The organism is Pseudoxanthomonas sp. YR558 (assembly GCF_900116385.1).
In the GTDB taxonomy this organism is placed as follows: Bacteria; Pseudomonadota; Gammaproteobacteria; order Xanthomonadales; family Xanthomonadaceae; genus Pseudoxanthomonas_A.
Window position 1 is genome coordinate 382,091 of the sequence record NZ_FPCI01000001.1, and the last position, 17,965, is coordinate 400,055.

Here is a 17,965-nt window from a genome sequence, read left to right on the forward strand (position 1 = left end):
GTGGACGCCATGCGTGACCACGGCCACAATGCGCACTCCCCCACCCCGATTCCGCCTAGACCATGACGTTTGCCCGATCCGCCGCCGCCGTTCTCGCCTGCGCTGCCTTCCTTGCTGGGCCAGCGCATGCCGCCGATGCCTCGGTGGAGGCGCGCCTGAATGCCCGCGGCCTGAAGTTCGAAGTCGATGCCGACGGCGACTACCGAGTGATGTACTCCTATCAGCAGGAGAACCGGACTCAGCTCGTCTTCGTTTCCGGCGCTACGCAACAGGTCAGCGGACTGAGCATCCGTGAGGTCTTCTCGCCTGCTGGTCGCGTAGGGGCCGATGGCATCGACGGCAAAAAGGCGCTCGCCCTGCTGGCTGCCAGCCGCGCACAGAAGCTCGGGGCCTGGGAGATCGAGGGCGACGTGCTTGTCTTCGTAATCAAGCTGCCCGACAGCGTGGACGCTGCCGCGCTGGAAGCCGCCATGGACATCGCGGCGGAAACCGCCGACAACCAGGAAATCCAACTTTCCGGCAACAAGGACGACCTCTAAGTGAGCTACCGCGAAGGCCGCTTCTGGCAACCCGACGTCACCGTGGCCACGGTGGTGGTCCGAGACGGAAAACTGCTGATGGTCGAGGAGCGCGCCCAAGGCCGTTTGGTGTTCAACCAACCTGCCGGTCACCTCGAGCCGGACGAGAGCCTGCTGGAAGCGGCCCGCCGCGAAACCCTCGAGGAAACCGGCTGGGAAGTCGAACTGACAGCGTTCATCGGCGCCTACCAGTGGAAGGCCACCAATCCCGATGGAAGCGGCGGCCGCCACTACCTGCGCTTCGCCTTCGCTGCGACGCCGGTGCGGCACCTGCCAGACCGTCCGCTGGACGACGGCATCGTGCAGGCGCACTGGCTGACGCCGGAGGAGCTGCAACAGCAGGCCGAACGCCATCGCAGTCCGTTGGTCTGGCAGGTCGTCCAGGACTACCTGGGCGGTCGCCGGTCGCCGCTGTCCCTGCTCCAGCACGTGCCGTGAGCGCGCCACGCATCATCGTCGGGGTTTCGGGGGGCGTCGATTCATCGGTGGCCGCCCTGCAGCTGGTCGAGCAAGGAGAACCGGTCGCCGGCCTCTTCATGCAGAACTGGGCCGACGACGGCACCGGAGAGTGCCGTGCCGAGGACGACCGTCGCGATGCGGTGGCCGTCTGCGGCCGCTTGGGCATCCCCTTCCATTTCCGCGATTTCTCGTCGGAGTACTGGCAAGGGGTGTTCGAACACTTCCTGGCCGAGTACGCCGCGGGCCGCACGCCGAATCCCGACGTTCTGTGCAACCGCGAGGTGAAGTTCAAGCATTTCCTCGATGCAGCCCGCGACCTGGGGGCCGAGAAAATCGCCACCGGGCACTATGCGCGCGTGGACGAGGTGGGCGGTCGCTGGCGCCTGCTGCGCGGCGTGGACCGCGGCAAGGACCAGAGCTATTTCCTGCACCAGCTCGGCCAGGCGCAACTGTCGGCCACGCTGTTCCCCATCGGTGGACTGCAGAAGTCCGATCTGCGCCGGATCGCCCGTGAGGCCGGCCTACAGACCCACGACAAGAAGGACTCCACCGGCATCTGCTTCATTGGGGAGCGCGACTTCCGTGAGTTCCTGGGCCGCTACCTGCCTGCGAAGCGTGGCGAGATGCGCGACCCGCAGGGCCAGGTGATCGGCGAGCACCCCGGCGTCTTCTATTTCACGCTCGGGCAGCGCGAAGGTCTGCAGATCGGCGGTGTGCGGGGCCGTCCACAGGCGCCTTGGTATGTCGTGGGCAAGGACGTCGCCCACAACGTGCTGTACGTCGATCAGGACACGCAAAGCCCCTACCTGATGTCCACGCGCCTGTGGACCGAATCGGCGCACTGGATCGCCGGCAGCCCGCCCGCCGAACGTTTCGACTGCACGGCTCAGACCCGCTACCGGCAGCCGGACGAGCCCTGCCAGGTGCAGGTGCTCAGCGATGGCACTGTGGCCGTGGAGTTCTCCACGCCGCAGCGCGCCGTCACGCCGGGGCAGTCCTTGGTGCTGTATGACGGTGACGAATGCCTGGGCGGCGCGGTCATCGCGCGCACCGATGCCCCTCTTGAAATGAAACTCGCGGAGCAAGCAGCTTGAGCAACCGATATTCCGACCGTGTGCTGGCCCTCGCCGGGCTGGCGCAGGCCCTCCACCAGGTGCGCCGCATCGCAGAGACCGGCCAGTCCGAGTCCTCGGCCGTGCAGGCATCGCTGGAAAGCGTGTTCCGCATCGACGCGGCTTCTCCGATGGCGGTCTATGGCCGCCTCGGCGACATCACGCCCGGCCTGCGCGTGCTGCGCGGTTACCTGGCCAAAGAGGCGGGCGACGACGCGCTGCCCCGCCTGGCGATGTCCGTGTTGCAATTGGAGCGCCGCTTCGTCAGCGAGGACGACACCGTGCATGCCGTCGTGCGCGGGTTGAACGAGATCGCCCCGCGTGCGGAACAACAGGGAAGCACGCATCCGGACACCCTGTCCGCGCTGGGCGGGCTGTACGCCGACACCATCAGCCACTTACGTCCGCGCGTGATGGTCCAGGGTAACCCGCACTACCTTGGCCAGCCGGGCGTGGTGGCGGAGATCCGCGCCATCCTGCTGGCTGCGGTGCGTTCGGCCGTGCTGTGGCGCCAACTGGGCGGCTCGATGTGGGATTTCGTGCTCGGCCGCAGGCAGATGCTCGACGCCGTGGACGCCTGGCTCGACTGAGTTCCAGTAAGCCTGCAAGAAAAAGGCCCGGCAATGCCGGGCCTTTTCGTTTCCTGCCGGGCGATCAGGCCGCCACGGTCTTCGCCACGTCCTGGTATTCCTCGATCTGGTCGAAGTTCATGTAGCGATAGATCTCCGCGCCCTTCTCGTTGATCACGCCGATGTCGGCCATGTACTCGGCCTTGGTCGGGATCTTGCCCAGGCGTGAGCAGATCGCGGCCAGCTCGGCCGACCCCAGGAACACGTTGGAGTTGCGACCCAGGCGGTTCGGGAAGTTGCGGGTCGAGGTGGAGAACACCGTCGCGCCTTCGCGCACCTGCGCCTGGTTGCCCATGCACAGCGAGCAGCCGGGCATTTCCATGCGCGCACCCGCGGTGCCGAACGTACCGTAGACGCCTTCCTTGGTCAGCTCCGAGGCATCCATCTTGGTCGGCGGCGCGACCCAGAGGCGGGTCGGAATGTCGCGCTTGCCTTCCAACAGCTTGGCGGCGGCGCGGAAGTGACCGATGTTGGTCATGCACGAACCGATGAACACTTCGTCGATCACGGTACCCGCGACATCCGACAGCGTCTTCACATCGTCCGGGTCGTTCGGGCAGGCCAGCAGCGGCTCGTGCACGTCGGCGAGATCGATGTCGATGATCGCCGCGTACTCGGCGTCGGCATCCGGCTCCAGCAACTGCGGGTCGGCCAGCCACTCTTCCATCTTCGCGATGCGGCGGCTGAGCGAACGGGCGTCGGCGTAACCTTCGGCGATCATCCACTTGAGCAGCGTGATGTTGCTGGTGAGGTACTCGATGATCGGCTCCTTGTTCAGGCGCACGGTGCAACCGGCGGCGGAACGTTCGGCCGAGGCGTCGGACAGTTCGAACGCCTGCTCCACCTTCAAATCCGGCAGGCCTTCGATCTCGAGGATGCGGCCGGAGAAGATGTTCTTTTTGCCCGCCTTGGCCACGGTCAGCAGCCCGGACTTGATGGCGTAGTACGGGATCGCGTTGACCAGGTCGCGCAGCGTCACGCCCGGCTGCAACTCGCCCTTGAAGCGGACCAGCACCGATTCCGGCATGTCCAGCGGCATCACGCCGGTGGCCGCGGCGAACGCGACCAGGCCGGAACCGGCCGGGAACGAAATGCCCACCGGGAAGCGCGTATGCGAGTCGCCACCGGTACCGACGGTGTCGGGCATCAGCATGCGGTTGAGCCAGCTGTGGATCACGCCGTCGCCCGGGCGCAGCGAGATGCCGCCGCGGGTGGAGATGAACTCCGGCAGCGTATGGTGCGTCTTCACGTCGACCGGCTTCGGATAGGCCGCGGTATGGCAGAAGGACTGCATCACCAGGTCGGCGGAGAAACCCAGGCAAGCCAAGTCCTTCAGCTCGTCGCGGGTCATCGGGCCGGTGGTGTCCTGCGAACCCACCGAAGTCATCTTCGGCTCGCAGTAGGCACCCGGGCGCACGCCCTGGCCTTCCGGCAAGCCGCAGGCGCGCCCCACCATCTTCTGCGCCAGCGAGAAGCCCTTGCCGCTGTCGGCGGGCTGCTGCGGCTGGCGGAACAGGTCCGTCGCCGGCAGCTTCAGCGCTTCGCGGGCCTTCGCGGTCAGGCCGCGGCCGATGATCAGCGGGATGCGGCCACCGGCGCGCACTTCGTCGAACAGCACGTCGGACTTCACCTGGAACTCGGCGATCACTTCGCCGTTCTTCAATGCCTTGCCGTCGTACGGTCGCAGCTCGACCACGTCGCCATGGTTCATCTGCGAGACGTCGAGTTCGATCGGCAGCGCGCCGGCGTCTTCCATCGTGTTGTAGAAAATCGGGGCGATCTTGCTGCCCAGGCAGACGCCACCGAAGCGCTTGTTCGGGATGAACGGGATGTCCTCGCCGGTGAACCACAGCACGCTGTTGGTTGCCGACTTGCGCGAAGAGCCGGTGCCGACCACGTCACCGACGTAAGCGACCAGATGGCCCTTGTCTTTCAGCGACAGGATTTCCTGGATCGGGCCGCGCTTGCCGTCTTCTTCCGGCACGAACGGCGCATCGGGGCGCTTGTTCTTCAGCATCGCCAATGCGTGCAGCGGGATGTCCGGACGCGTGGTGGCGTCGGGCGCCGGCGACAGGTCGTCGGTGTTGGTCTCGCCCGGCACCTTGAAGACGGTGACGGTCAGGCTCTGCGGTACTTCCGGCTTGCTGGTGAACCATTCGGCGTCGGCCCAGCTCTTCAGCACGGCCTGCGCGTGGGCATTGCCCTGCTCCGCCTTCTCCTGCACGTCGTGGAAACTGTCGAACATCAGCAGCGTGTGCTTCAGCCCTTCGGCGGCGGTCGCGCCCAGCTCGGCGTTGTCGAGCAGCTCGATCAGCGGGTGGATGTTGTAGCCGCCCAGCATCGTGCCCAGCAGCTCGGTGGCGCGCGTGGGCGTGATCAGCGGGGTCTTCTCGGTACCGAACGCGACGGCGGCCAAGTAGGACGCTTTCACCTTGGCGGCATCGTCGACGCCGGCGGGCACGCGATGCGTGATCAGCTCGACCAGGAAGTCCTCTTCACCGGCTGGCGGGTTCTTCAGCAGTTCGATGACCTCGGCCGTCTGCTGGGCCGACAGCGGCAGCGGCGGGATGCCCAGCGCGGCGCGCTCGGCTACGTGGTGGCGATAGGCTTCCAACATGGGTGACTCCGGTCGTTCGATGGTGCGGTGGAAAGGGGTAACGGTGTAAGCGGGTACGGCTTATTCGTTCGCGGGCACGATCAGTTTCAGGCCCTTGAAATAATCGCGGTGGAAAGCGGTCTCGAAGGTGATCAGGCCATCGCACTGCAACAGCGCGTGCGCGCCCACCAGGAAGTCGGCGATCGGCCTCGCCTCGCCGGAGCGCTGGCGGTGACGACGCTGCATCTCGCCGGCACGGAGCGCGGACTTGGCTTCCACGGCATGGAAGTGCACGCCCATTTCCTCGACGGCCGCCAGTGCGTCGGCGCCATTGCGCAACGAGGCGCACAGCTGGGCCAGCGCGGCATCGCAGACCACCACGCGGCCGCTGCCCAGGCTCTGGCGCAGGCCCGCTTCGACGGCATCCGCGCGCGGGCCGTCGGTCAGCAACTCGATCAGGACGGGCGCATCGACGGCGATCATTCGGCGGGCGTATCCGTGCCGGGCGCGGCATCCAGAGCGAACTTGCCGCGCACGCGCGAGATCGCGTCGTCGACACTCTTCCGCAATACGATGCGGCTACCTTCCAGTTCGACCTTCAGCACGCTGCCTTTGGTGAGGCCCAGGGCGTCCCGCACCGCCTTCGGCAGGGTGATCTGGCCGCGTTCCGCAACGGTGGCTTCCATCAGCGGGCCCTCTTGAGTATGGAAGAATTATACATACTTCCTTAGGCATACCCCAAATAGGAGCCTGCCCACCTGCCCCACCTTCGCCCCGTCGCCTGCGGCTTTGGTCGGCTCACGGCTGTCTCAGTCTTGGCGGATAATCCGGGCAAGCATCGACAAGACGCCCAGGATTCGCGGCTTATGCTGCTCCTGCGCCCCTCCCCCAGCTACAGGAGCCTCCGCGATGAGTGATTCCTTCGCCACCCGCCGTTCCCTGGACGTTAACGGCGCGTCCTACGCCTACTACAGCCTCCCCGCACTGGCTGAACGGCTGGACCCCGCCGGCGGCTTCGCCCGCCTGCCATATTCCCTAAAGATTCTGCTCGAGAACCTGCTGCGCTGCGAGGACGGGGTCACCGTGCTGCCGGAGCATGTCCAGGCCGTCGCCGCCTGGGAAGCCGCCAAGGAGCCGGACACCGAAATCGCCTTCATGCCGGCGCGCGTGGTGCTGCAGGATTTCACCGGCGTGCCCTGCGTCGTCGACCTGGCCGCCATGCGCGATGCCGTAGTGAAACTCGGCGGCAGCCCGGACCAGATCAATCCGCTGATCCCGTCCGAGCTGGTCATCGACCATTCGGTGCAGGTGGATGTGTTCGGCAGCGCCGATGCGCTGGACCTCAACGGCAAGATCGAGTTCGACCGCAACAAGGAGCGCTACGGTTTCCTGCGCTGGGGCCAGAAGGCGTTCGACAACTTCAAGGTGGTGCCGCCGAATACCGGCATCGTCCACCAGGTGAACCTGGAAAACCTCGCGCGCGTCGTGATGACCGGCGAGAAGGACGGCCAGGCCATCGCCTATCCCGACACCGTCTTCGGCACCGACAGCCACACCACGATGATCAACGGGATCGGCGTATTGGGCTGGGGCGTGGGCGGCATCGAGGCGGAAGCCGCGATGCTGGGCCAGCCGTCATCGATGCTGATTCCGCAAGTCGTGGGTTTCAAGCTGACCGGCAAGCTGCCGGAAGGCGCGACCGCCACCGACTTGGTGCTGACCGTCACCCAGATGCTGCGCAAGCTGGGCGTGGTGGGCAAGTTCGTCGAGTTCTACGGCGACGGCCTGCAGCACCTGCCGCTCGCCGACCGCGCCACCATCGGCAACATGGCGCCCGAGTATGGCGCCACTTGCGGCATCTTCCCGATCGACCACGAGTCGCTGAACTACCTGCGCCTGTCCGGTCGCAGTGAAGAACAGATCGCGCTGGTCGAGGCTTACGCCAAGGCTCAGGGCCTGTGGCATACGCCGGACAGCCCGCATGCCGAGTACAGCGCCACGCTGCACCTGGACATGGGCGATGTGAAGCCCTCGCTCGCCGGCCCCAAGCGGCCGCAGGATCGCGTGCTGCTGCAGGATGTGAAACAGAACTTCCGCGACAACCTGGTGCCGTTCGCCGATGCCCGCCGCAAGCGCATCGACCTGGTGCAGGAAGACCGGCTCAAGAACGAAGGCGGCGGCGGTACGGCGGTGGGCGCGCAGGAAGCCGCGCACGAATCTTCACCGCACAGCGGCGCGGTCGCGAAGCTGCGCGATGGCGACGTGGTGATCGCGGCGATCACCTCGTGCACCAACACCTCGAACCCAGCGGTGATGCTGGGCGCGGGTCTGCTCGCGCGCAACGCAGCGGCGAAAGGCCTGAAGGCGCAGCCGTGGGTCAAGACCTCGCTTGGGCCGGGCTCGCGCGTGGTCACCGACTATCTCGAGAAGGCGGGCGTCCTCGACGATCTGGAGAAGCTGGGCTTCTACGTCGTCGGATACGGGTGCACCACCTGCATCGGCAACTCCGGTCCGCTACCGGACGACGTTTCAGCCGCGATCGCCGCCGATGATCTCGTCGTCGCCTCGGTGCTGTCGGGCAACCGCAACTTCGAGGGACGCGTGCACCCCGAAGTGAAGATGAACTACCTGGCCAGCCCGCCGCTTGTCGTCGCGTATGCCATCGCCGGCACCACCAACATCGACCTGACGGCCGAGCCACTCGGCACCGGCAGCGACGGCCAACCGGTTTTCCTGAAGGACATCTGGCCCAGCAACAAGGAGATCGGCGACTTCATCGCCGCCACGATCGGTCCGGAGATGTTCGCCAAGAACTATGCCGATGTGTTCAAGGGCGATACGCGCTGGAACACCATCGCTTCGCCCGACGGCGACCTGTACGCGTGGGATGGCGATTCCACCTACATCAAGAACCCGCCCTATTTCGACGGCATGTCGATGGCGATCGGCAGCATCGACGACGTCCACGGCGCGCGCGTGCTCGGCCTGTTCGGGGACTCGATCACCACCGACCACATCTCGCCCGCCGGCAACATCAAGAAGGACTCGCCGGCCGGGCGCTTCCTCGTTTCGCGCGGCGTGCAGCCGGTCGACTTCAATAGCTACGGCAGCCGCCGCGGCAACGATGACGTCATGGTGCGCGGCACCTTCGCCAACATCCGCATCAAGAACCTGATGTTCGGTGGCGAGGAAGGCGGCAACACGTTGTACTTCAGCAGTGCATCGCCCGAGAAGTTGTCGATCTACGACGCGGCGATGAAGTACAAGGCTGCCGGCGTGCCGTTGGTCGTCATCGCGGGCAAGGAGTACGGCACCGGCTCCTCGCGCGACTGGGCCGCCAAGGGCACCAACCTGCTGGGCGTAAAGGCGGTGATCGCCGAGAGCTTCGAGCGCATCCACCGCTCCAACCTGGTCGGCATGGGCGTGCTGCCGCTGCAGTTTGTCGATGGCCAGAATGCGCAGTCGCTGGGCCTGGACGGTTCGGAAGTCTTCGACGTCACTGGCCTGCAGGACGGTGCGGCGAAAACCGCCACGGTCACCGCGCGCAAGGCCGATGGCAAGGTGGTCGAGTTCCAGGCCAAGGTCCTACTGCTGACCCCGAAGGAAGTGGAGTACTTCCGTCACGGTGGCCTGCTGCACTATGTGCTGCGCCAGCTGGCGGCGCGCAAGGCCGGTTGAACCCCGGCTAGCGAAGAAAGGAAAAGGCCGCCCTGAGGCGGCCTTTTTCGTGCATGCAGCCGTGTTTCAGCGAGCCGCGGCTGGTGCAGCGCCCGCCGCCTGTCCCTTGTTCTTCACGTAACGCTCCAGCCACTGGTCCTGTTCCCACAGCAGATGCAGGACCGATTCCTTCGCCGCGTAGCCGTGGCTCTCCTTCGGCAGCAAGACCAGCCGCGTCGGTGCGCCGAATCCCTTCAGGGCATTGAAGTAGCGCTCGCTCTGCATGGTGAACGTGCCGGAGTTGTTGTCCGCCTCGCCATGCACCAGCAGTAGTGGCGTCTTCATCTTCTCCACGTGCATGAAGGGCGACATGTCGTTGTAGACGCTGGGCGCTTCCCAGTAGTTGCGCTCTTCCTGCTGGAAGCCGAATGGCGTCAGCGTGCGGTTGTACGCGCCGCTGCGCGCGATACCGGCGGCGAACAGATCCGAGTGCGTCAGCAGGTTGGCGGTCATGAACGCGCCGTACGAATGGCCACCCACGGCCACGCGCGAACGATCGATGTAGCCGAGCCCATCGACGGCGTCGATCGCCGCCTTTGCGTTGGCCACCAGCTGCGTGATGAACGTGTCGTTCGGCTCGTCCTTGCCCTCGCCTACGATCGGGAATGCGGCATCGTCGAGCACGGCATAGCCGCGCGCGACCCAGTACACGGGCGAGCCGTAGCTCGGAAAGATGAACTCGTTCGGGTTCGTCGTGTTCTGGCCCGCACTGTCGCGGTCCTTGTACTCGGTGGGATAGGCCCACATCACCAACGGCAGCTTTTCGCGCTTGGCGGTGCGGTCGTAGCCTGCCGGCAGGTATAGGGTACCGGTGAGCGGCAGCCCGTCGGCGCGCTTGTAGGTCAGGACTTCCTTGTACACGCCCTGCAGGGCCTTGAACGGATTCTCGAAACGCGTCACTGGAACCGGGGCGATCCGTTGCTTCAGGTGACGCACGTAGTAGTTCGGGAACTCGGTCGGCGATTCGATCCGCACCAGTACCGTGCCCTGCTGCGGGTCCAGCAACGCCTGGATGCTTTCCTTCTGGCCTTCCAGCCGCGACGTATACAGGCGCTCCTTCTTGCCGGTGGCCAGTTCCATCCTGTCGATGAAGGGGAACTGTCCTTCGGGCGTAAAGCCTTCACCGATCAGATGCGCGTGCCCGCTATCTAGTGCGAGCACGGTCTCGCCGGAGGCATTCTTCCGCGTCTCGAACTGGCCCGGATCGCTGTACTGATCCTGGTAGCTGCGACTGACGAGTTCGCGCAATGCTGCGCCCGGCTTGGAGGGATCCAGCACGTACGTCCGTGTGTGACGCGTGTTCCACCAGTAGTCGGTGACGATCGCATGCGTGTCGTCGCCCCACAGGATGCCCTGCACGCGGTCGACGGTCTTGAACAGCGATTGCGGCGCGTCGGAGAACGGCGCCTGCCAGGCGAAGGCTTCGTCGCGGAACGGCACTTCATTCGCCGGGTCGCCCTTGTCGAGCGCCTCGGCCCAGACCAGCGTCGCGGGCTGGTCGGCGCGCCATTCGATCTCACGACGCCCTGCGCGCACGGCCATGAAGCCCTTCGGCAGGTTCTCCGCCAAGGGAGCGTCGACGACGGTCACTGCGGGCTTGCCCGAGGTTTCCACCACGTCCGCGCGATACGGGAAGCGGCCATACGGCACCAGGTAGGAGAACGGCTTCTTCAGCGTGTGCAGCAAGACATAGCGGCCATCCGGCGAGAACGATTCCCCGGTGTACATGGCCGCCGCGCGCCAGAGCGTGGCGCGCCCCTTCAACGGCACGCGATGCAGTTCGGAGGTGGCGAGCACGGCGAAATTGCTTTCGTCCGAGGGGTTCTTCAGCAGGTCCTGATAGGTGCGGTTCTGGGCCTTGCTGCCATCGCTCACCGATACGGTCGGCCCGGTCGGGACAGCGCGTGCGGTATCGAGCAGCGCCGGGCGCTGCGCGGGCAACATGCGAACCAGCAACGCCTGGTTGTCGCGGAACCACGTCAGCGGATTGCCCACGTTGCCGTTGACGCGGGCTTCGGTCAGGCGCGTAGCCTGCCCCGTCGCCAGCTCCACCACCCACGCCTCCACGCCTGTCCGCGTGGTGTGGGTGAACGCCAGCCGGCGCTCGTCGGGGGACCAGGCGAAATTCGCCAAGCGCGGATTGGCAGGCAAACCTGCCACTTGTCGTGCATTGCCTCCCTGCAGGTTTTGCACCTGCAGGTTGGTGAAGTATGTGGTGGTGCTGGCGATGTTGGTGCGCGGGTTCACGCGCAGGCCGCCGAGACGGAGTTCCTCATCCGAGAGCTCTGCCAACGATTTGAAGGTGTCGCGGTAGAACAGCACCATGTGCTGCTTGCGACTGTCCGTCACCACGCTGGGTGGACGCTGCACATCGGCCAGCTGCAGGATCTCCGCAGGCGGTGTCTGGTACGGCAGGGCATCCTGCGCGACGGCGTTTCCGGCGGCCAGCCACAGGCACGCCAGGAGTTTCCAGCGAATCGACATAAGCGGTTTCCCCGATTGGATATCCGGATCATCCTGCCTGGCTCCGATGGTGGCAAGCCAGACCATCGGCGGAAACGGCCCCGCTTCTTGTTGCCGGTTAGCCATGCCACCTGCGTTTCCCGATAAGCAGGCCTTCATCGAAGGCCGTGGGGAATACGCCATGGCAAAGCCCGTCCGTCAGATACTGTCGCTCATCGCGCTTTCCGTCAGCTTGTCAGCGGGTGCGACCACGCCCGATGCAGACCAGGCACGGCGCATCGCCGAACAGTTTCTTGCCACCAAGCAGGCAACGGCCAGTCCGCAAGAGGCCTATGAGGCCGGCGATGTCGCCGTCGCCGATCTCGACGGCGACGGGCAAGCCGAGGTCGTGGTGCTGTGGACCATGCTGGGCCCGACCTACTGGCACCACGGTGTCACCGTGCTCTCACGAAAGGGGCAGCACTACGCACCGGCCGGCGAAGCCGAAGAGCCACTGGGCAGCGTGGAGGGCATGGTGGTCCGCAACGGCGTCATCGAACTGAAAACGAAGTGGCCGGGCCCCAACGACGCCCGCTGCTGCCCAACCGTGCCCAAGACGCTGCGTTACCGCTGGAGCGCAGGCAAGGTCAGCCTCGCGAAGTAGCACTCAGCGCGATGCGTCCCATTGGGCATGGTAGATCCGCCATTCGCCCTCTTCCCGGCGCCAGGCAGTCGTAACGTCGTAGGTGCGCGCCTGCTCCGGCAGGAGCCGACCGCTACTGCCCGTCAGCAGTACATCGAATGAGGCTGTCGCGTTGTCGCCATCCACGCGCACCTCCAACGGCCCCGTCGTGGCACCGACGCTCGCATTGGCGAATGTGCGGGCTCGAATCAGGTTGTGCAGCGCAGCACGATCCATCCCGCCCGATCCCGTGAATTCCTCACTGACCCCGTCCATGAAGTCGCCTACTCGTTTTTCCTCGACCGCCTGCTGCATGGCATCGAAACGCTGCCTCAGCTGCGCTTCTGGCGTCTCCGAGCTACAGCCCGCCACGCCGGCGAGCAACGCCAGCACCACAGCAACATAGTTCATAGCCGTCTTCGCCATCGAAACCTTCGCCTTTTCCATCCGGAACGGTATGCTCCCGACAGGCGCCCCTGTCGGCGCTCGCCCATAAGCATGCCGCGTGGCAGCCCGAAGACCCTGGGGAGGGAGCAGAACGATGAGTCAGGAACGTCCGTGGTTCAAGAGTTACCCGCAAGGCGTGCCGCATGCGGTTGACCTGGAGCAGTACCGCTCCATCGTGTCCGTGTTCGATGAAGCGATAAGCAAGTACCGCGACCGCCCGGCGTTCCGCAACTTCGGCAAGACCCTGACCTACGGCGAGATCGACAAGCTCAGCCGCCAGTTTGCGGCGTATCTGCTGGGTGAGCTCAAGCTCAAGAAAGGCGACCGCGTCGCCATCATGATGCCGAACTGCCTGCAGTACCCCATCGCCATCTTCGGCGTGCTGCGCGCCGGGCTGACGGTGGTGAACGTCAACCCGATGTACACCCCGCGCGAACTCAAGCACCAGCTGACCGATTCGGGCGCCAGCGTGCTGCTGGTCGTCGACAATTTCGGCAAGACCGCGCAGGAAGCGCTCGCCGGCACGCAGGTGAAGCAGGTCATCACCACCGCGCTGGGCGACTTGGTGGGCTTCCCGAAGGGCGCCATCGTCAACTTCGTCCTGAAGTACGTGAAAAAGATGGTCCCGGACTACGACATCCCCGGTACCGTGCGCTTCAAGGACACGCTGACGCTGGGACAGATGCACACATTGCCCGAGGTCGACATCGACTCCGGCGACATCGCCTTCCTGCAGTACACCGGTGGCACCACCGGCGTAGCCAAGGGCGCCATGCTGACGCACCGCAACCTGGTGGCGAACATGCAGCAGGCCGGCGTATGGGTCGGTACCGGACTGGACTACGGCAATGAGGTCATCATCACCGCGCTGCCGCTGTATCACATCTTCGCGTTGACGGCGAACTGCCTGGTCTTCATGAAGCTCGGCGGTCTTAATCACCTCATTACCAATCCGCGCGACATGCCAGGCTTCGTGAAGGAACTGAAGGCGACGCGCTTTACCGCGATCACCGGCGTCAACACGTTGTTCAATGGCTTGTTGAACACGCCCGGCTTCGATGAAGTGGATTTCTCGAACCTCAAGATGACGCTGGGTGGCGGCATGGCCGTCCAGCGCGCCGTGGCCGAAAAGTGGAAGAAGGTCACCGGAGTGACGCTGGTCGAAGCCTACGGCCTGACCGAGACCTCGCCTGCCGCCTGCATCAACCCTATGAACCTGCAGGACTACAACGGCGCGATCGGCCTGCCCGTGCCGTCGACCGACGCCTGCGTGAAGGATGACGACGGCAATATGCTGCCCACCGGCGAAGTCGGTGAGCTCTGTATCAAGGGCCCGCAGGTGATGAAGGGTTACTGGCAGCGCCCCGAGGAGACAGCCAACGTCATCGACGCCGACGGCTGGCTGCACACTGGCGACATGGCGAAGATGGACGAGAACGGCTTTTTCTACATCGTCGATCGCAAGAAGGACATGATCCTGGTCTCTGGCTTCAACGTGTATCCGAACGAAGTGGAAGACGTCATCGCCGGCATGGACGGCGTGCTCGAAGTCGCGGCGATCGGTGTTCCCGACGAAAAATCGGGCGAAGCGGTGAAGGTTTTCATCGTGAAGAAGGATCCCGCGCTCACTGCCGATCAGGTGAAGGCTTACTGCCGCGACAACCTGACCGGTTACAAGCAGCCGCGCCAGATCGAGTTCCGCACGGAGCTGCCGAAGACCAACGTCGGCAAGATCCTTCGCAAGGAACTTCGTGACCCACCCAAGAGCAGCTGATATCCCTGTTCATGTTTGAGAAAAGGCCGGCCTATTGCCGGCCTTTTTCTTTTCTGTTCAGGACTTTAGGGTCTTTTTTTTTGACGTCCGTCACAAATATGGAGGCTAGTGGGTGTCCGGCGAGGTCTCCTTGCTGCAAGCGCGCGCGTGCACTGGATTTTAATTATTCGTTCAGGTGTAGGATCGGCGCGTGATGCCACCTGCGTCACACAAATCCGCCTCACCCGCATCCCCTGCCGCGCGGGCAAAACCCCTCCAAGGAGCTCTCCATGAACAACGTCGAAAAACTGCAGCGCACCCGTTCCTTCCCGACCATCCGTGTCGAGTCCGAACCCAGCGGTGATGCCCACTGGATGTACATGCACTCCGACGTCGCGCCAGGCGTGCGTCCGTGCTTCCGCAGCCAGATGCTCGACGACGTGCTGAGCTTCATGAACTCGATCACCCTGCGCGAATCGCAGCGCCAGCCGGGCAAACTGCGTCATCTCGTCGTCGCGTCCGACGCCACGGCGTTCAACCTCGGCGGCGACCTGGAACTGTTCTCTCAGCTGATCCGCGAGAACAACCGCGACCGCCTGCTCAGCTATGCGCGTCGTTGCATCGATGGCGTCCACCACCTCAACACCGGCCTCGGCGGCGACGTGCGCACCATCGCGCTGATCCAGGGCGACGCGCTGGGTGGCGGCCTCGAGATCGCGCTGTCATGCCACACCATCGTGGCCGAAGAAGGCGTCGACATGGGTCTGCCCGAAGTGCTGTTCGGCCTGTTCCCGGGCATGGGCGCCTACTCGTTCCTCTGCAAGCGCGTGTCGCCGCAGGTGGCCGAGAAGATCATCCTGGAAGGCAACATCTACACCAGCGACGAGCTGTACAAGATGGGCGTGGTCGACGTGCTCGTGCCGAAGGGCCAGGGCGCCGCGGCCGTGCAGACGATCATCGACAAGCAGCGTCGTTCGCCGCACGCGCACCTGGCGTTGAATGCCTGCCGCAACCTTGCGCAGCCGGTCGGCTACGACGAACTGATGGGTATCACGGAGGTGTGGGTCGACACGGCGCTGACGCTCGGCGACAAGTCGCTGAAGATGATGGAACGCATCGTGCGTGCGCAGGAAAAGCGTTCGACCCGCGCGGCTTGACACACCTGCAGTAGTCCGCTGTCGCAGTAACGCACAGGGAATACAGGGGAAATCAGGGGGTTGAAGCGCTGATCGCGCTTCAAGGGCGAGTCCGGATCATCGTACTCGCCTGGGACCCGCCCATCGGGCGGGCCTGCCGCTTCCGTCGCACCCGGCTCAGCCGGCTCAGCCGCGCAACGCGGTATCGAAGACCCGGGTAGGGATCAGGACGAAGAACCCTCGCCGCCTTTCTCGATCGTGCCGCGCAACCGTTGGCGTGCTTCCAGCGCTGCCCGACCATGGCTCAGGTGCGAGTTCAACGCGGCCAGGCGGTGACGCCATTCGCGCGTGATCTGCCAGTCCGCCAGGCGCATCATCTCGCCCGCCGCAGCGGCAAGCTTCACCAGGCCCAGGTTGCTGGCCACACCCTTCAGCGCATGCGCATGTTCGCGCAGATGTTCGCCATCGCCCCGCTCCATCGCATGGGCCATCGCGCCGATACAACCATCCGCGTCATTGAGGCACTGCTCGATGAACTCGCGTTCGAACGCATCCCCCATCCCGAGCGCGGTGAGTTCGTCCAGCACACTGACGTCAAGAACGCCATCTGAGACTTCCGCTCGCGCTGGTACGACCGTAGCCGTTGCGGCGACGCGACCGGACGTGGCGATGTCGGCCAGTGCATCCAACAGTCGCGAAGCGACCACCGGCTTGGCAAGAAAGGCGCGCGCGCCCGCCTGTTCGCAACGCTGGATGGACTCCGGCGTGACGTCGGCGCTCAGGATCAACACCGGCGTGCGGCTGCCGCTGCCGGCCTCCATCACGCGCAATTGCTTCAGCAGATCGAGACCGCTCAGCCCCGGCATGTGCAGGTCGCAGATCACCGCGTCGTAAGAGGCGGATTCCAGCGCGTCGAGCACTTCCTCGCCACCATTCACGCACGTGATGCGGTGGCCGGCCTTCTGCAGCAGGCGCTGCACGACCATGCGGTTCGCCTCGTGGTCGTCGGCGACCAGGATCTGCATGCTGCGCACGCGGGCGCGATGGCGCAAGAACGGATCCGAGAACGCGATGATGTTTTCGGCGCTGTTTGCATCTGGCTCTTCCTGCAGCCACTCCGCATGCCCCTGCACTGCAGGCACGATGACGCGGTCCGGCACAGCGTCGAACGGCAACTCCACCCAGAAGCAGCTGCCGCGCTGTTCGTTGCTCTCGAAGCCGATCGTGCCGCCCATCGCTTCGGTGAGGCCCTTCGCGATCGTCGTGCCGAGGCCGGTGCCGCCATAGCGGCGCGACAGGCTGACGTCGGCTTGCTCGAACGCCTCGAACAGGCGCTCGCGCAGAGCGACCGGTACGCCGATGCCGGTATCGGTCACGGTGAAGCGCAGGCGCACGTGTTGGCCGTCGACCAGGGTTGGTGCCACGGTCAGGCGTACTTCGCCTTCGTCGGTGAACTTGACCGCATTGCCCGCGAGGTTCAACAGGACCTGGCGGAGGTGTCCAGCGTCGCCGCGCAGCTTCGCCGGGATGGCGTCGTCGACCTGGCCTTCATAACGCACCTGCTTGCCGCGCGCCTGCGGCATCAGGATCAGGCCGATGCTCTCGACCAATTCGCGTGGCGAGAACTCCACGACATTGAGCTTGACCTTACCCGCTTCAATCGCGGAGATGTCCAGCACGTCCTCAACCAGACCCAGCAGGGTCCGGGTGGAAGCCTGGATCGTCGACAGGCATTCGCGCTGTTCGGTATCCAAGCGCGTGGTAGCCAACAGCTCGGACATGCCCGCCAGACCGTTGAGCGGCGTGCGGAACTCGTGGCTCATGTTGGCCAGGAAACGGCTCTTGGCCTCGTTCGCACGGCGCGCTTCGTCGGTGGCGCGGGTCAGGTCGCGCAACAGGCCAGAGAGGTACATCGGCACGGCGATCAGGCCGAGCACCAGGCCGATGCCCAGTGTCGCGTTCGCGCGCCAGTAATCGTTCATCCACACCACCGCGGCGAACGCGGTGCTGGCCATGGTGACCGCGACCACCAGGTACCGGTTGCCATAGCGGAGGCCGTTGCCCACGGTAATCCACATCAGCACGACGTAGGCCCACGACAGCGGCTCGCCCATGCCGTTCATCGCTGCGGCCAGCAGGCCGTAGTCGGCGATCATGCCCAGCGCGCGACGGGCGTGGGACTTGCCCGGCTGGACCAACAGCCACGCGAAGATGCCCAGGCCATTGATCAGCCCGGAGGTGATGATGGTCAGGACGATGGTGTATTCATCGGCCGGCAGGGCCGCGCGCGACGAGGGCAGCAGCGCATAGGTCAGGATGATGGAGATCAGCGCAACGCGGATCAGCGCCTGGCCGTGCTCGCTGTCGCCGCGGTGTGCCAGCCGGGATCGTACCCAGGAGAAGACGTTGGACAT

14 protein-coding genes are annotated in these 17,965 nt (G+C 65.1%); 8 read left to right on the forward strand and 6 right to left on the reverse strand.

Annotated elements, in window-relative coordinates; genetic code table 11:
* Positions 1–62: 62 nt before the first annotated feature.
* From BM365_RS01740 to hflD, 4 genes are read left to right on the forward strand one after another with little or no spacing between them, the layout of a single operon-like run.
* Positions 63–539, forward strand: a complete 477-nt coding sequence (locus BM365_RS01740) for a hypothetical protein (protein ID WP_139227273.1) — start codon at positions 63–65, stop codon at positions 537–539.
* Positions 540–1,016, forward strand: a complete 477-nt coding sequence (locus BM365_RS01745; RefSeq protein ID WP_093486035.1) for an NUDIX hydrolase — start codon at positions 540–542, stop codon at positions 1,014–1,016.
* On the forward strand, positions 1,013–2,131 hold the full coding sequence (gene mnmA, locus BM365_RS01750) for a tRNA 2-thiouridine(34) synthase MnmA (RefSeq protein WP_093486037.1): 1,119 nt from the start codon (positions 1,013–1,015) through the stop codon (positions 2,129–2,131). The genes BM365_RS01745 and mnmA overlap by 4 nt, the downstream gene beginning before the upstream one ends.
* Positions 2,128–2,739, forward strand: a complete 612-nt coding sequence (gene hflD / locus BM365_RS01755; protein WP_093486039.1) for a high frequency lysogenization protein HflD — start codon at positions 2,128–2,130, stop codon at positions 2,737–2,739. Before mnmA ends, hflD begins: the two co-directional genes overlap by 4 nt.
* 64 nt (positions 2,740–2,803) lie before the next feature.
* Here the strand turns inward: hflD and acnB are convergent, their stop codons facing one another.
* The 3 genes from acnB to BM365_RS01770 are packed head-to-tail and all read right to left on the reverse strand — an operon-like array spanning position 2,804 to position 6,060.
* On the reverse strand, positions 2,804–5,395 hold the full coding sequence (acnB, locus tag BM365_RS01760; RefSeq protein ID WP_093486041.1) for a bifunctional aconitate hydratase 2/2-methylisocitrate dehydratase: 2,592 nt from the start codon (positions 5,393–5,395) through the stop codon (positions 2,804–2,806).
* 60 nt (positions 5,396–5,455) lie between these two features.
* Positions 5,456–5,857 carry a type II toxin-antitoxin system VapC family toxin gene (locus tag BM365_RS01765; RefSeq protein ID WP_056880287.1) on the reverse strand — a complete coding sequence of 134 codons (402 nt, stop codon included), beginning with the start codon at positions 5,855–5,857 and terminating at the stop codon, positions 5,456–5,458.
* A complete protein-coding gene (locus BM365_RS01770) occupies positions 5,854–6,060 on the reverse strand; it encodes an AbrB/MazE/SpoVT family DNA-binding domain-containing protein (protein WP_056880288.1) in 207 nt (68 codons plus the stop codon). Before BM365_RS01770 ends, BM365_RS01765 begins: the two co-directional genes overlap by 4 nt.
* A 223-nt stretch (positions 6,061–6,283) precedes the next feature.
* On the opposite strand from BM365_RS01770, the gene acnA reads away from it, so the two are divergent.
* On the forward strand, positions 6,284–9,052 hold the full coding sequence (gene acnA / locus BM365_RS01775) for an aconitate hydratase AcnA (RefSeq protein WP_093486043.1): 2,769 nt from the start codon (positions 6,284–6,286) through the stop codon (positions 9,050–9,052).
* A gap of 66 nt (positions 9,053–9,118) precedes the next feature.
* Here the strand turns inward: acnA and BM365_RS01780 are convergent, their stop codons facing one another.
* Positions 9,119–11,575, reverse strand: coding sequence for a S9 family peptidase (locus BM365_RS01780; RefSeq protein WP_093486045.1), 2,457 nt, complete (start codon positions 11,573–11,575; stop codon positions 9,119–9,121).
* Between the two features lie 160 nt (positions 11,576–11,735).
* On the opposite strand from BM365_RS01780, the gene BM365_RS01785 reads away from it, so the two are divergent.
* Complete coding sequence (locus BM365_RS01785) at positions 11,736–12,197, forward strand: hypothetical protein (protein WP_139227275.1); 462 nt, start codon at positions 11,736–11,738, stop codon at positions 12,195–12,197.
* A 3-nt stretch (positions 12,198–12,200) separates the two neighbouring features.
* Here the strand turns inward: BM365_RS01785 and BM365_RS01790 are convergent, their stop codons facing one another.
* Positions 12,201–12,662 (reverse strand): nuclear transport factor 2 family protein, encoded by a 462-nt coding sequence (locus tag BM365_RS01790; RefSeq protein ID WP_233210782.1) that lies wholly within the window; start codon positions 12,660–12,662, stop codon positions 12,201–12,203.
* 94 nt (positions 12,663–12,756) lie between these two features.
* Between BM365_RS01790 and BM365_RS01795 the strand changes: the two genes are divergently transcribed.
* Positions 12,757–14,436: a long-chain fatty acid--CoA ligase gene (locus BM365_RS01795; protein ID WP_093486049.1), complete on the forward strand. Its 1,680-nt coding sequence runs from the start codon at positions 12,757–12,759 to the stop codon at positions 14,434–14,436.
* Between the two features lie 269 nt (positions 14,437–14,705).
* Entirely contained in the window at positions 14,706–15,572 is an 867-nt protein-coding gene (locus BM365_RS01800) for a crotonase/enoyl-CoA hydratase family protein (protein ID WP_093486051.1), read from the forward strand.
* Positions 15,573–15,775: 203 nt separating this feature from the next.
* Here the strand turns inward: BM365_RS01800 and BM365_RS01805 are convergent, their stop codons facing one another.
* Entirely contained in the window at positions 15,776–17,965 is a 2,190-nt protein-coding gene (locus BM365_RS01805) for an ATP-binding protein (RefSeq protein WP_093486053.1), read from the reverse strand.